11 protein-coding genes are annotated in these 16,280 nt (G+C 41.2%); all 11 read left to right on the plus strand.

What is annotated here, in order from left to right:
* The first annotated feature begins 1 nt into the window (after position 1).
* The 11 genes from J4N25_RS12435 to J4N25_RS12485 all read left to right on the plus strand — a co-directional run bounded on the left by J4N25_RS12435 (position 2) and on the right by J4N25_RS12485 (position 16,209).
* Positions 2-1,150 carry an iron-containing alcohol dehydrogenase gene (locus tag J4N25_RS12435; RefSeq protein WP_207422535.1) on the plus strand — a complete coding sequence of 383 codons (1,149 nt, stop codon included), beginning with the start codon at positions 2-4 and terminating at the stop codon, positions 1,148-1,150.
* Position 1,151: 1 nt separating this feature from the next.
* Positions 1,152-2,090 carry a dihydrodipicolinate synthase family protein gene (locus tag J4N25_RS12440; RefSeq protein WP_207422536.1) on the plus strand — a complete coding sequence of 313 codons (939 nt, stop codon included), beginning with the start codon at positions 1,152-1,154 and terminating at the stop codon, positions 2,088-2,090.
* A complete protein-coding gene (pdxA, locus tag J4N25_RS12445; protein WP_207422537.1) occupies positions 2,083-3,120 on the plus strand; it encodes a 4-hydroxythreonine-4-phosphate dehydrogenase PdxA in 1,038 nt (345 codons plus the stop codon). Before J4N25_RS12440 ends, pdxA begins: the two co-directional genes overlap by 8 nt.
* Before the next feature lie 63 nt (positions 3,121-3,183).
* Complete coding sequence (locus J4N25_RS12450) at positions 3,184-4,332, plus strand: four-carbon acid sugar kinase family protein (protein ID WP_207422538.1); 1,149 nt, start codon at positions 3,184-3,186, stop codon at positions 4,330-4,332.
* Between the two features lie 18 nt (positions 4,333-4,350).
* Entirely contained in the window at positions 4,351-5,949 is a 1,599-nt protein-coding gene (locus J4N25_RS12455) for a sodium:solute symporter family protein (protein ID WP_207422539.1), read from the plus strand.
* 7 nt (positions 5,950-5,956) lie between these two features.
* Entirely contained in the window at positions 5,957-7,345 is a 1,389-nt protein-coding gene (locus J4N25_RS12460) for an acetylxylan esterase (RefSeq protein ID WP_207422540.1), read from the plus strand.
* Position 7,346: 1 nt separating this feature from the next.
* The gene (locus tag J4N25_RS12465) at positions 7,347-8,243 is read left to right on the plus strand and encodes a sugar phosphate isomerase/epimerase family protein (RefSeq protein WP_207422541.1); all 897 of its coding nucleotides are present in this window, start codon (positions 7,347-7,349) and stop codon (positions 8,241-8,243) included.
* Positions 8,244-8,472: 229 nt separating this feature from the next.
* A complete protein-coding gene (locus J4N25_RS12470) occupies positions 8,473-11,256 on the plus strand; it encodes a family 78 glycoside hydrolase catalytic domain (RefSeq protein WP_207422542.1) in 2,784 nt (927 codons plus the stop codon).
* 7 nt (positions 11,257-11,263) lie between these two features.
* Complete coding sequence (locus J4N25_RS12475; protein WP_207422543.1) at positions 11,264-12,388, plus strand: glycosylase; 1,125 nt, start codon at positions 11,264-11,266, stop codon at positions 12,386-12,388.
* A gap of 249 nt (positions 12,389-12,637) precedes the next feature.
* Entirely contained in the window at positions 12,638-13,684 is a 1,047-nt protein-coding gene (locus tag J4N25_RS12480; protein ID WP_207422544.1) for a GntR family transcriptional regulator, read from the plus strand.
* Between the two features lie 2 nt (positions 13,685-13,686).
* Positions 13,687-16,209, plus strand: a complete 2,523-nt coding sequence (locus tag J4N25_RS12485; RefSeq protein ID WP_207422545.1) for an L-rhamnose mutarotase — start codon at positions 13,687-13,689, stop codon at positions 16,207-16,209.
* Positions 16,210-16,280 lie beyond the last annotated feature (71 nt).

The raw sequence follows: 16,280 nt of genomic DNA on the forward strand, positions 1-16,280 counted from the left end.
GATGGAGCAGGCTTTGAAAATCCATTTCCCAGGCAAGCTTATCTTTTCGAAGGGAGCCCTGGATATTCTTTGCGAGGACCTGATTCAATCTGCTCCTTGTAAGATCCTTATTGTAACTATCGATCCTTTACTTGCTTCTCTAAATTCTTTTACTTCGAGGTTGCAAGAGAATGGATTTGAGGTTCAACTCGATACAAGTATTGTTAACGAGCCCTCTTTCAGCGATTTTAATAACCTGTTGGGTAGTATTAGAGGATTTGCACCTGATACTGTTATCGGTATTGGGGGAGGCAGTGTTCTTGATATTGCAAAATTAGTTGCCGCTCAAATTGACAACACACAATCTTTGGAGGAGATAGTTGGGATAGGAAACCTTAAGCAAAGGAATAAGAAGTTGATCTGCGCTCCAGCAACGGCTGGGACAGGCAGTGAGGCTTCGCCAAACGCTATACTTGTAGACGATTCAGACAATCAAAAGAAGGGAATTATTAGTCCTTTCCTGGTTCCAGACGCCGTGTACGTTGATCCTTTATTAACTATCTCTGTCCCTCCGGCAATTACTGCAGCTACAGGTCTTGATGCGTTGACACATTGTTTGGAAGGTTACACCAATAAGTTTTCCCAGCCTTTTATAGATATGTACGCATTTGAAGGGATGCGTTTAATTGGCGCCAATATCGTTACTGCTGTAAAAGATGGCAGGAATGAAGAAGCCCGGACTCATGTAGCAATGGGTAGCTTACTCGGCGGGTTCTGTCTGGGCCCGGTTAACACAGCCGGCGTTCATGCGCTTTCATACCCCCTGGGTAGTCTGTTTCACCTTGCTCATGGCTTGTCCAATGCTTTGTTATTACCCTATGTAATGCAATACAATCTTTCTGCAGCTCCAAAGAAATACGCCGAGGTGGCTATAGCTTTAGGCTGTTCTCCAGAAGAAACACCTGAGAAAACGGCTTTAAAGGGAATCGAGAAGATAAGGGAAATAATAAGGGAATGTGGTATTCCTGCGAAATTATCAGATCTGAATATACCAGAGGATGCTATCCCTCAAATGGCAGAGGATGCTATGAAGGTGCAGCGCTTATTGAAAAATAACCCCAGAGAGATCACTCTTTCAGATGCAATAGAAATTTACAAGTCAGCTTATTAAAATGACGAGACAAAAAGAATACCAGGGCATTATTGTTCCCCTTGTAACGCCTCTGAAAGAGAATTATCAGTTGGATGTTCAAGGGGTGGAGAATATTTTTTCTCATATGTATTCGAATGATGTTCTGCCATTTATATTAGGAACAACAGGAGAGTCCTCTTCCATTTCCTTGCCGGTAAAACAGGCCTATGTGAGGGAAGCGGTAAAAAATAAAAAAGCAGGAAGCAAACTTTACGCCGGGATCTCTTCCAATTGCGTGGAAGAATCTGTAGAATTTGCAAAGTTCTGTTTTGACTCGGGAGTAGATGCTGTTGCCGCAACTCTTCCGTCTTACTATGCGCTTACTGAAGCGCAAATGAGAACTTACTTCCTGACACTAGCTGAGCAGATTAAAGCTCCTATTATTATCTATAATATTCCGGGAACCACTCATATGTCCATTCCTCTTTCGCTTATTGAGGAGCTTAGCTACAATGAGTACATTGTAGGAACAAAAGACTCAGAACGGAGTGAGGAAAGGTTGAATGAGTCGCTGAAACTTTGGTCTGATCGTCCTGATTTCAGCCATTTTCTTGGCTGGGCTGCAAAGTCTGCACATGCTTTAATTAATGGCAGTGATGGGTTGATCCCAAGCACAGGTAATCTTCATCCCGGACTATATACTGAGATGGCTTCGGCGGTAGTTGAGGGAGACCATGAAAAGGCTTATTATTACCAATATTTGTCTGATGAACTAGGTAAGATCTATCAGGGTATTGGTACATTAGGTGAGTCGTTATGGGCATTGAAGGTTCTGATGAATCAATATGGCCTATGTCAACCTGTAGCTATGCCTCCTTTAACTTCTCTTTCTTACGAGGTTAAAGAAAAGCTGTTAAATACATTATCTGACTTTTTCAAAAAAGAAAATATTCAACTTAACGTATCATCAAATGTCTGAAAAACCGATTATAGGTATAACCATGGGCGATCCGGCTAGTATAGGTCCGGAAATTGCAATAAAAGCCCTTTTAAACGAATCGATTTATTCCATCTGCAAGCCAATACTGGTAGGAGATGCGAGTGTGTTCGAGGATATTATTGAAAGACTAAGTCTGAATGCTACATTAAACCCAGTATCTATTGTAAAGGATGCAAAGTTTGAGCTTGGAACAGTTGACGTTTTTGATTTGAAAAACGTTGATCTGTCCAAATTGAAATTTGGAGAAATATCCGCAATGGCTGGTGCTGCATCTTTTGATGCTGTAAAGAGGGTTATTGAGTTGGCTCTTGAAGGGCAGGTTGATGCAACAGTGACCGGACCGATAAATAAAAAGTCAATCAACGAGGCTGGTCATCATTTTGCCGGACATACTGAAATATACGCGCACTACACCAATACAAAGAAGTATGCCATGCTTCTTGTGGAAGAGAATATGAAAGTGATCCACGTTTCTACTCACGTTTCACTTCGTCAGGCTTGCGACCTTGTTAAAAAAGAAAGAATACTGGAAGTAGTGGAACTGCTTCACAACGGTCTTATTAGCCTTGGGGAACCAAATCTTAAGATCGGTATTGCTGGACTTAACCCTCATGCAGGCGATTCTGGCCTATTTGGTACCGAAGATGACGAAGAGATTCTGCCAGCTGTAGAGGAGGCAAAACGAAGAGGCTACGATGTAGAAGGTCCCGTTCCGGCAGATACGATGTTCTCAAAAGCAGCTACCGGTTATTTCGGTGGAGTTGTAGCGATGTATCACGATCAGGGACATATTCCCTTTAAGCTTACCGGGTTTAAATGGAACGCCGAAAAGCAGCAGATGGACAGTGTAAAAGGAGTGAACATTACAATGGGACTTCCAATTATACGTACGTCTGTAGATCATGGTACAGCTTTCGAAATTGCGGGAAAAGGTGTTGCTAGTCCCGATGCAATGATCCTTGCAATAGAATCTGCAGTACAATTGGCGAAGAACAAGAAAACTTCATAAGAAGAACCTCTAAAAGGGAGGATGAAGTAGTTCCTAACAAAATCAGATTTTCAAGAAATCAAAATGATCGTAGTAATTGCGGATGATTTAACGGGGGCAGTAGAACTAGCTGGCATTGGCTTAAGCTACGGGCTTAAAGTCGAGGTGAGCCTTGATCTCACTGCATCCGTTCAATCTGATTTGCTGGTTATTGCTACAGATACACGTTCGAAAACTCAGGAACTAGCAGTCGAAGACGTTAAATCGGTCTCAAGGAACCTTTCGACATTAAATCATTCGTTCGTATTTAAGAAGGTCGATTCAGTGTTAAGAGGGCATGTAATATCTGAGTTGAGAGCACAAATGGAGGTCTTCAATTTAAAAAAGGCACTGCTGGTTCCGGCAAATCCTGGTTTAGGACGTACCATCGAAAATGGGAAGTACCTAATTCACGGAAAACCGCTGCATGAGACAGGTTTCGCCAATGATCCTGAGTTCCCGGCAAGGACATCTGAAATTATTAATATGCTCCGAACTTCTGCTTCCGATGTTTATATCCGCAAACCAACTGATAGTATTGAAGATATTGGTATAAGTGTCGGAGAAACTGTCAGTCCTGCAGATATTGATAAATGGACTGTTAAGGTAGATTCAGAAACACTTTTGGCTGGAGGATCGGCATTTTTTGCGTCCTTGCTTAAGAAAGTCCAGACAGAATACCCGATAGAGACAAAACAGGGATATCGGCCAGGAACCAGAAAATTATTTGTATCAGGCACTGCATATAAAGACAGCGCAATTAAAATTCAACAACTTAGTGAAAGTGGGCAAGTCAGCTACATGCCCTCGTCGCTTTACTTTGAATCAATATCAGATTATGCTGTTGAGCAGTGGGCAGCAGAAATAGAAAATAAATTAAACATCTATCAAACTGCAATTATCGCTATTCACCCTGAATGTGAGACTTTTGCAGGTATTGGAGCGCCAGAGCTAAGAGAAAGGACTGCTTCGGTAGTAAAATCCATATTTGAACGAACCCAAATAGACGAGCTAATGGTAGAAGGTGGTTCAACCGCTTTTTCCATACTAACCAAATTAGGGATAAGTAGACTTTATCCTGTTAACGAATTTTCGACCGGAGTAGTCTGCAGTCGTACAAAGGAAATTAATAACTTGTACATTACCCTAAAGCCTGGCAGCTACCAATGGCCAGAGGAGGTGCGAATGCTATAAGAACTAAATGACCAACTTATGAAACCTATATTAAATGTTATTGATTATTCGATAATCATCATCGTTCTTCTTGTTACGCTGTATTTTGGTTTTCGATTTTCAAAAAATCAAACTTCCACAAAAACGTATTTTGCTGCTCATGGACGTGTTCCGGCCTGGGCAATTGGAATGTCTTTGCTCGCTACATTAATAAGTAGCGTCACATTTCTGGGGTATCCGGGCGAAGGTTATTCCTCCAATTGGATCTTACTTGTACAGGGACTAATGGTTCCCATAGTCTTGTTATGTACTATTTGGTTTATTGTACCACTTTATAGGAAAGTTATCGGTTTAAGTACTTACGAGTATTTCGAGAAACGCTTTGGCTTATTTGCCCGCTACTATAGTTCAATTGCCTTTGTGCTCCGGCAGTTTTCAGGTATGGGAACTGTTTTCTTTCTGTTGGCTATTGCACTTACCAATATGACTGGTGGCAATACCTTCGCGATAATAAGTGTTGTCGGTTTAATAATTATTATCGTAAACCTGATGGGAGGGATTGAAGCTGTGATCTGGCTGGATGTGTTTCAGGGCTTCATGCTGTTTGCATCCGGAATTCTCTGTTTTGCAGTTATTCTTTTCTCGGTGGATGGAGGTCCTATGGAAGTTTGGAAAATTGCTCAAGAAAATGGGCGGACGGGTTTTGGACCTTATGACGTTGATTTCACCCGGTTGACTTTTATTGTAATGGCAATCAATGGAGCATTCTATGCCATTCAGAAATATGGAACAGATCAAACTGTAATTCAAAGATATTTAACAGCAAAGACTGATAAGGCAGCTATTAAGGCTTCATTAATGGGAATTCTCCTGACAGTGCCTGTATGGACGCTGTTTATGCTCATTGGAACAGCACTTTTCGTTTATTACAAGCAACAACCTTTGCCAGAAGGAATGCGAGCAGATGCTGTTTTTCCTTATTTTATAATGACTCAACTACCAACCGGTGTTGTTGGTTTTATTCTGGCAGCCATGATATCTGCAGCCATATGCAGTTTAAGTGCAGATCTGAATTCTCTTGCAGCAGTGGGGATGGAGGATTATTACAAAAAGTTTAGGAAGAACCGCCCTGATAAGGAGTATTTATTTGTAAGTCGACTGTTTGTGGTGCTTTCGGGCCTTTTAGCAATAGGAATTGGAGCTATTTATATTAATGCTGGAAGTGAAGGTGTTCTTGGGATTGTATTTACCCTCTATGCTATCTTTTCCGGTGGAATTGTTGGAATTTTCCTTCTTGGGATCTTGTCTGCGAGAGCCAACAGGCAAGGAGTTAATATAGCTATCATTATCTGTATTATTTTTACTGCCTATGCTTTCTTAACATCAACCGAAATTGGCTTAGGTGAAAACAAGACGCTGCTTCTTGATTTTGGTAAATACAATTTCACACATAATAAACTAATGTTAGGTGTCTACAGTCACCTTATAGTGATAGTGGTGGGCTATATAGCAAGCCTGTTTTTCCCTAAACCCGAGTTAGACAAAAACTTATTGTTTAGTGGATGGAATGCTGCCAGAAAAGTTAGGAAAGCAGAAGAAAGGCTTAAGAGCGTTTCATCTGAAGTTTCATCGTTATAGATTAGATATGAAGTTTTATTTTTCGTTTTGTTTGTTTTTAGTGTTCCACTTCTCATTTGGTCAAACTTCTGACAATGCCTTTAAAAAGCCTCTTAAGGAAGTGATCAACCAAATTGAAAGCCAGTACAAGGTTAAGATTCGCTATCCGGAAGATTTAGTGAAAGACAGGTATGTTACTTACGCCGGCTGGCGTTTTCGTCCTGACTTTGATAAAACTATGACTAATATATTTTCCTCCCAGGATATTACATATGTAAAAGAAAGCGAAGGGAAGTATAAGCTTCAGGCATTTCAATATCATTTAAAGACGCCACAGGAGGGAAAGGAGCAACTGGAATACTTTTCTGGTTTATACAATGACAAGCAGGGCTGGGAGAACCGTAAGGCTCTGTTAAAATCAGAGTTGGTGCAGGCACTTAAGTTATCTCCTTTGCCTCAGAAACCTAATAGTAAGCCAATTATTACTAATAAAAGAATATACGATGGGTATTCTGTTGAGAATGTGGCCATTGAAGTGTTGCCAGGTGTATATACCTCTGGTTCACTTTATATGCCTCTAAACATTAAGGGAAAAATTCCCGTAATATTAAATCCTGATGGCCATTTTGGTGACGGACGATATCGAGCGGATGCACAGTACAGATGTGCTATGCAAGCCAGAATGGGAGCCATGGCATTCAGTTATGACCTTTTTGCCTGGGGTGAATCTCTCTTGCAATTTAAAGGGGCAGATCACCGAAGGGCTTTAGCACAGACTATACAGGCTCTTAACAGCATCCGTATCCTTGACTGGATGTTAAGTTTTAAAAATGCCGATCCTAAGCGTGTTGCCATTACAGGCGGATCTGGCGGTGGAAGTCAGACTATGCTGATCACTGCTATTGACGATCGTATTAAATTAAGTGTTCCTGTGGTTATGTTGTCCTCTTATCATAGCGGAGGGTGTCCTTGTGAAAGCGGTATGGGCGTTCATCTTTGCGGGGGCGGAACCAATAATGTTGAAATTGCTTCTATGGCGGCGCCGAGGCCTCAATTAGTGATCTCAGACGGGAAAGACTGGACTCAGCAGGTTCCTCAGGTCGAGTTTCCTTATGTACAGAAGATATATGGATTTTACGGTCAGCAGAACATGACAGCTAACGCTCATTTCCCTGCTGAAGGTCATGATTATGGACTTAGTAAACGTTTGGCCATGTATGATTTTATTGGTAAGCATTTTAAGCTGGATGTAAAAAGAGTACAGGGTAAGGATGGGAAATTTGATGAGTCTAAAGTTACCATAGAGAAATATCCAACCATGTACGTATTTGGTGAGAAGGGGGAAAAACTGCCATCAAATGCCATTAAGAGTTTTGAAGAATTAGAGCAAGTATTTGCAAAAGCATCAAATAAATAATATGCAAAGTCGTCGTCACTTTTTAAAATCAGCTGCACTTTTTGGTGCCACACTTGTTCTGCCTACAGGTGATATTTTCGCTGCGCTGAAACCGAAGAAACAGCGATATAAAGTAGCCGTAGTGGATCTGATGATCTTGAAGCGTCAGAAGTTAAGTGCATTTCAACTCACTAAAGATCTGGGCGCCGATGGCCTGGAAGTAGATATGGGAGGCTTGGGAAACCGGGATACTTTCGCAAGCGAATTGGCGAAGCCCGAGGTTAGACAACAATTTCTGGATAAAGCTAAGGAGTTAAATATTGAGATATGTTCATTAGCCATGACAGGTTTTTACGCTCAATCTTTCGCTACTCGTCCAACTTACCAGAAAATGGTGCAGGACTGCATTGATACTATGGTTTCGATGAATGTGAAGGTAGGGTTTTTGCCATTAGGTGTTCAGGGTGATCTGGTTAAAAATCCCGAGTTAAGACCAGCTATTGTTGAACGTCTGAAGGTTGTTGGGGAAATGGCTCGTAAGGCAGGTGTAGTGATCGGCATTGAAACCTCTTTAGACGCAGCTTCAGAGGTTAAACTTCTAAAGGATATAGGGTCTTCAGCAATCAAGATCTATTTCAATTTCTCTAATCCCCTTAAGGCAGGTCGCGATCTGCATAAAGAACTTAGGATCCTTGGAAAAAAGAGAATTTGCCAGATTCATTGTACAGACGAGGATGGTGTATGGTTGGAGAATAATACACGCATGGATTTGAACAAGGTGAAAGATACACTCGACGATATGGGTTGGAAGGGGTGGCTAGTTATAGAACGTTCCCGTGACCAGCGTGATCCTACTAATGTTAGAAAGAACTTCAGCGCGAACACCACATACGTGAAAAAGATCTTCCAGGGGCAATGATTTAGTTCATTGCCTTTTTCCGCATGTTAATTGTAATATACCTGCCTTATTGTCTCAAATCTATTACTTTCAGAGATAACATCCTATAATACCTAGGAAACTTGATATAAAAAATCCTTCTGGCCTGCGTATATTTTTGTACTCAGGCTAACCATTTCGGCGGTTCAGAAAAGGATTTTAATGCTATTTTTCTGTTTGTTAACCACCCTAATGGGGCTATTTCTAAGAAATGCGTAAACTAACAATTCTACTCTGCCTCTTTTTTATTTCGTTTTCTCTTTTCTCTCAGTCACTTAGTGTGAGTCGTTTGAAATGCGAATACAAAACTAACCCTTTGGGTATTGGAAACTCGTCTCCGAGATTTGCCTGGGAATTAAGCTCAGGTCAAAGAGGTGTTATTCAAACTGCCTACAGGATCATTGTCTCGGATAATCCGAGCCTCATCGAAAAGGGTGATCCGAATATATGGGATAGCCGGAAGGTTAATTCTGCCTCATCTATTCAGGTAAAATACGATGGGAAACAGCTTCTTGCTGGCAAGAAGTATTTTTGGAGAGTAATAGTTTGGGATAATAAAGGAAATCAGGCAAGCTCAAACACTAACTCTTTCCAAATGGGCTTGCTCAGCAAGGCAGATTGGAAAGGAGCGAGGTGGATCGCTTACGAGAAATTGCCAGATTCTGCTGTTAATAATCTTGTAACCGATAAGAAGCCCGATATTATTCAGGGAAGTAATGTTCTCCCTCTGTTGAGAAAGCAATTTACTATAAAAAAGAAAGTAACAAGGGCTACTGCTTTTATTGCCGGTTTAGGTCATTTCGAATTAAGCATTAATGGCAAAAAAGTAGAGGATCATTTTCTTGATGCAGGCTGGACAAAGTATGATAAAGAGGCGCAGTACGTTACCTTTGATATCACGCAAAATATTAAACAAGGAGGGAATGCGATAGGAGTGACGTTAGGAAATGGTTTCTACTATGTTCCTCCTGTTAAAGGCCGCTACCGTAAATTGAAAACAGCATTCGGTTTTCCTAAGATGATCGGAAGGTTCCTGATTGAATATACAGACGGATCCACCGAAAATATCCTAAGCGATGCCAGCTGGAAGACTTCTTCTGGACCTATTGTTTTTTCCAGTATCTATGGAGGTGAAGATTATAACGCTAATCTTGAAAAGAATGGTTGGGATACACCAACTTATAATGATAAGGCCTGGAGGAAAGTAATCCTTGTTGACGGGCCTCCGTCTTTAATTCCCCAAATTCAGGAACCTCTGCGGGTATTCGAACAATTTTCAGCCAAATCAATTACTCAGGCGAAAAATGGAAACTGGGTTTATGACCTTGGTCAGAACTTCTCGGGTATTGTCGAATTGAAAGTTAAAGGGAAAAAAGGAGACACTGTTAGGATAATTCCCGCTGAGTTGCTGAAAGCTGACGGTTCAGGATCTGTAAATCAAAGACCCACTGGGAGTCCATTTTATTTTACCTACATATTAAAGGGAAGTGGGGTTGAGGTTTGGCGACCTCGTTTTACTTATTATGGCTTCAGATACCTGGAAGTACAAGGCGGAACACCTGAAGGAAAAGATGGTAAAAATATTGGTCCTTCACTTGTTGGCCTGAAGGGTTTACATGTGCGTAATGCAGCTGAAGGGGCAGGAACTTTCAGTTCTTCGAGCGACTTATTTAATCGCACCAATACTTTGATAGACTGGTCTATCAAAAGTAACCTGGCAAGTGTAATGACCGACTGCCCGCACCGGGAGAAATTGGGATGGTTGGAACAAGTACATCTTATGGGTAGCTCCATCAGGTATCAGTATGACATAGCAAATTTATCAAGGAAAGCTATTCAAGATATTAAAGCCTCACAGTTAGACAACGGCCTTGTTCCTGAAATCGCTCCTGAGTATGTCTTGTTCACCTGGGGAGGGGATATGTTTAGGGATTCTCCGGAATGGGCCAGTACACTTATTCTGATGCCATGGTATCTTTATAAATGGTATGGAGATGAGGATGTTATCAGGGACGCGTACCCTGCCTTGAAGAGATATATGGCTTATTTAGAGAATAAAGGTAAGTCAAGTAACTATATACTGAGTCAGGGCCTAGGAGATTGGTATGATCTGGGACCTAATCCTCCTGGAGTTTCGCAATTAACTCCACTGGGAGTAACCGGTACAGCAATTTTTTATCATGACCTGACGGTGATGGATAGCATTGCACAGATGCTTTCCCTTCCCGGGGATGCGGATAAGTTCAGATCGTTAGCCGGCAAGGTAAAGGAGTCATTCAACGAAAAATATTTTAATAAAGAGACCAAGCAGTATTCCACCGGAAGTCAGACCGCTAATGCGATGGCCCTATACATGAACCTCGTTGCTCCTTCAGACAGGCCAGCTGTTCTGGCAAATCTTATAAAGGACATAAAAGACAGAGGAAACGCACTGACGGCAGGAGATATTGGTTATCGTTACTTACTAAGAGTGCTTGAAAATGAAGGCCGTTCTGATGTTATTTTCGCTATGAATAATCGCTCAGATGTTCCTGGGTATGGTTACCAACTCGCAAAAGGAGCAACAGCATTAACAGAGTCATGGGCCGCACTACCTACTGTTTCCAATAATCATTTGATGTTGGGGCATTTAATGGAGTGGTTTTACAGTGGCGTTGGTGGCATCCGCTCTGCTCAAAGTTCTAGTGCTTTTAAAGACATTGAAATAAATCCACAGGTAGTGGGAGACCTTAGCTCCGCTAAAGTGGATTATCATTCGCCCTACGGTTTAATTACATCCGACTGGAGGAAAACTTCAAACGGTTTCGAATTAAACGTTACCGTACCTGCAAATACCACAGCTACAGTTTATTTGCCTGCAACTAATGCTGATCAAATCAAGGAGGGGGGCTCTGATGTAAATAATAAACCTGAACTTCAGCTTCTCCCTGTTAAAGGTGGAAGGGCTATAATTAAAGTCGGTTCAGGGGCTTATCGTTTTACTGCTACACACTAACACATATATGAAACTTAGATATCAATTGATCTTAACGCTATTAGCGCTTTCCGGCTTTCTCAAAGCCCAAACCATTAATCCGGTGCCGCAGAACAAAATGCAGGAGATCTATGAGGAGGTAAAGACCCCTTATAAGTATGGATTAGTAATGGTTCCTTCTGATAATTCCCAAAAAATGGATTGTCCTACAGTATTCCGGAAAGGCGGTAAATGGTACATGACATACGTGATTTTCAACGGCCGCGGGTACGAAACGTGGTTAGCAAAGAGTAAAAATCTACTTAGTTGGGAAAACATAGGAAAGGTTATGTCTTTTGGCGATACGGTAGTTTGGGATGGTAGCCAACGTGCAGGATATCCTGGTCTGCAGGATTCGAAATGGGGCGGTAGTTACAAGCTTAAGAAGCATGACGGAAAATATTGGATGTCGTATTTCGGTGGATCAACTAAAGGATATGAAGCAGGCGATTTGAGCATTAGTATGGCTTATACTAGTAAAGATGCGTCGAAGCCTCATGAATGGCAGAGGTTTTCTGGCCCCATATTTACCTCAAAAGACAAGGATGTACGTTGGTGGGAGAACCGCAAGTTGTTTAAGAGTTCCGTAATCTGGGATAAAGAGAAAAAGACAGGTCATGAATTTGTGATGTACTATAATGCAAATGGTGATTCAGCTAAGAATAATTTGAAGACTCGTTGGTTTGAGCGCATCGGCATGGCCGTTTCTGATGACATGATCCATTGGAAACGCTTTCACGAGGAACCGGTTATGCATCATCCTGTTGGGATCACTGGTGATGCTGTTCTTCAAAAAATGGGAGATACCTGGGTGATGTTTTATTTCGGTGCATTCTGGCAAGACAGGAAAGGTGCCTTCAATCGCTTCGCTGCTTCTAAAGACTTGGTTAATTGGACAGATTGGAATGGTGAAAACCTTGTTCAATCCTCTGAACCCTATGACGAGCTGTACGCTCATAAATCATTTGTGGTAAAGCATAAAGGTGTAGTGTATCACTTTTATTGTGCTGTAAATAAAAAGGAACAAAGAGGGATTGCAGTAGCTACATCAAAAGATCTTGGAAAAAGTCAACTGAACTTTATTTATCAGGAACCCAAGGCAGATAAAAAATAGCAAGATTTATGCAAACGAGACAAATTCTTAGTTTGATTAGAACATGCTTTTTTGCGGTATCTCTGTTGGTTTTTTCAGGTTCAGTCGCTTTAGCTCGGTCGAGGAGTCGTATAAGCTTTAATGAAGGTTGGAAGTTTTATCCGGGCGATAATGCTCTTGTTCAGTTAACCAAAAAGGCAGGGACTATAACCTTTACAGCTACATCAGACGGTTTTCAATCTAGTTCAATTACATTGGTAAGCAAATAATATGAGAACGTCGACTGCAGGTATTCACGATGGTTTTTTTGAATATGTTCAGATGGACATGTATTCATCAACCCCTAAGTATCTGCAGTTGGCTCATTCCATTTTGGATGCAATCAAGAAGGGTAAGATCAAAAAAAATATCCTTTTGCCTTCACTCAATGAGTTGACCTATAATCTCGAGATATCGAGGGAAACTGCGGATAAAAGTTATAAGTATTTGCAGAGCCTGGGGATCTTAAATACAATCCCAGGTAAAGGGCATTATATAACTACCACCGAGGTTAAACAAGATCTACGTATTTGCTTGCTTATTAATAAAATAAGTAACGAAAAGAAAAACTTCTATGAAGCTTTTGTAGCAAAATTGGGGATGGATGTACCTATTGATTTTTATATCTATAATAACGACTTTCTACTCTTTAAAAAGTTTTTTAGTAAAAAGACATCCTACTCTCATTATCTGATCATGCCACACTTTACCGACAGTTCAGGGAAGGCTGAGAGTTTAATTAATACGATTGATAAAGGAAAGCTTATTTTACTTGATAAAAAGCTACCTGCAATAACTGGTAACCCTGGCCTTATTTATGAAAATTTTAAAAAGGATATATACACTGCACTTGAAAAGGCCTTAGTTCCATTATCCCGCTATCACACTCTTAAATTGGTTTTTCCCGAGAGAAGTTATTATCCAAAAGAAATAATACAAGGTTTTAATTCTTTCTGCCTGCAGTATGCCTTTGAAAGGGAAGTTGTCGGTTCAATTGAAGATTCTGGGATTGAAGCTGGGCAAGTATATATTTGCCTTTGTGAGGATAGCCTAATTAAATTACTTGAGAAAATTCAAATATCTGATCTGAAAGTAGGGAAGGATATCGGTGTGATCTCCTACAATGAAAGTCCAATAAAGAAAATAATCCTCAACGGGATTACCACCATTTCAACAGACTATCGGAAAATGGGTGAGATTGCTGCTGATATGATCAAGAATAATTACAGGGGAGAGTTTGAACTCCCTTTTACTTTAAATATTCGTCCGTCATTATAACCATGTATAAATCAATTAAACGTTTTTTCTGCACTGGGGCTTTTTGTACCTTTTTAGGTTTTAGTGGGTTTTCTGCAGAAATCTGGGTGTCGCCTACAGGCTCGGATGCAAATCCAGGAACGAAAGAAAAGCCACTTGCTCATATTGATATCGCATTAAGAAAGGCCAGGGAGCTGAGGCGCTTGGCTGATCCATCAATAGCAAAGGGAATTACAATCTATCTTAAAGGAGGATTATACCAGCTTGATGAGACAGTTTTTATAAGACCTGAGGATTCGGGCACACCTTCAAGTCCGACTATAATTCAGTCTGCTTCGAATGATAGAGCAGTATTGAGTGGCGGAATACAGGTAAAAGGTTGGCGGAAAGCAAGCAATATTGCTGGTCTTCCTGCTGCTGCCGCCGGAAAAGTATGGGAAGCTGATGCACCTTTAATAGGAGATGAAATCCTTAATTTCAGACAGCTCTGGGTTAATAATTTAAAGGCTGTGAGATCGAAGAGTACCCAGGGCGACTTAATGGACAGGATTCTTTCCTGGAATAAGAAGGACGAAACCTGCTGGATCCCAAGGCCGAAGGCAGGCTTGAGTAATATAAAGGGAATGGAGATGTTCATTCATCAATGGTGGGCAATTGCCATTCTGCGGGTAAAAGCGGCAGAGATAAAAGGAGATAGTGTTAAATTATCGTTCTATCAGCCTGAAAGTCGCGTACAATCAGAACATCCATGGCCTGCTCCCTGGATATCTAAGGAAACCGGAAACTCAGCATTTTTTCTTTCCAATGCCATACAGTTTTTGGATGAGCCAGGAGAATGGTATTTGGATAGACGATCTGCGAAGATCTATTACTGGCCAAGACAGGGCGAGAATATGTCGTCTGCTGATGTCCGTGTTCCTGCTTTAGAAACCTTAGTAAGGATGCAGGGGACAATCGACAGGCCTGTTTCCAATGTCTTTGTTAAAGGTATCTCCTTTCAGCATGCTACTTGGTTGTATCCTTCAAAAAATGGACTCGTTCCTCATCAGGCCGGAATGTACATGCTGGATGCATATAAGTTGAAAATACCGGGTACACCCGAGAAGAAATCCCTGGAAAATCAGGCGTGGGTAGGACGCCCAGGCTCGGCAGTTGAAGTATCTTATGCAAATAATACCGCGTTTGAGAATTGCCGGTTTGAACACACAGCTTCTACTGGATTAGATTATAAAGGTGGAACGAACAATAATAAGATTGTAGGTAATCTTTTTAAGGATATTGGAGGAACGGCGATCCTTGTGGGCAAGTTTTCAGATGAGTCGCAGGAGGTGCATTTACCTTACAACCCCGCAGACGAGAGAGAGGTTTGCACCAATGAATTGATCAGCAACAACCTTATTACAGATGCAACTAATGAAGATTGGGGATGCGTAGGTATTGGAACTGGGTTTGTTCGCGGAATCAATATTCAGCATAACGACATCAGTGAGGTTTCCTACTCCGGAATTTCTATGGGATGGGGTTGGACAAAGGCCATCAATGCAATGCGTGATAATTCGATCATAGCGAACAGAATTGTCAGATATGGAAAGCATATGTATGATGTGGCTGGCATTTACACCTTATCTGCTCAACCGGGTTCAGTAATAACTGAGAATTGTGTGGATAGTATTTATAAAGCTCCCTATGCGCACGACCCTAATCACTGGTTCTACCTATACACCGACGAGGGTTCCTCTTACTTTTCTGTAAAAAATAATTGGACAACTACAGACAAATATCTTCAGAATGCAAATGGACCTGGTAACGTATGGGAGAATAATGGACCTCAGGTTGCGGATAGCGTTCGGTTAAATGCAGGCCTTGAGAAAAACTATCAGTACCTGCTTAAGGACAAGAGCAAGGCGACTAGCTCGCGAGAGATCAATCATTCTGAGCGTTTCAAGGTGGTTGAGTTGATCGATGATGCGGGAATTACTCATAATACTGCTAAAATTAAGGCGGTTTGTCAAAAGAACGGAGTTGCCGGGGTAGAAATACATCGTTGGAAGAACCATTCTGTTATCTATGGCCGAATAGAGAATCCAGAATCACTTCGTCGTGAACTACTAGCCGCGTTTCCTGGTAACTCTGTTAAAATATACAATGCTCCTTTTTATGAGTTCAATAGGAAAAAGAGTTGCGCAGGCAATGGGATAGTTAAAGAGTGGGATAACATTTTCCTTACAGCTAATCTTGTGAAGGATTCTTTGTTACAGAAAGAATACCTCGATTACCACGCTACTCAGTTCAAAAAGTGGCCAGAGATTTCCCAGGGATTTTGCAATGCTCAGTTCCAGCAGTTACTTATCTTTAAGAATGGTCCGCAGTTGATGTTGGTAATAAGCATTCCAAAAGGGGAAAGTTTAGATAAACTAAATCCTAAAACAACAGAGAACAATCCGAGGGTAAATGAATGGAATAAGCTTATGGGCAAGTACCAGGAAGGCATTCCGGGCACTAAGGCAGGTGAAACCTGGGTGTTTCTTGAAAAAACAGATAAATAATTGAATTGTGATGAGCCTGCATTTTGGGCAGGTTTCTATCAAGCCATCAAAAGATAATTAAACAAGGAATC

Source organism: Desertivirga brevis (assembly GCF_017355835.1).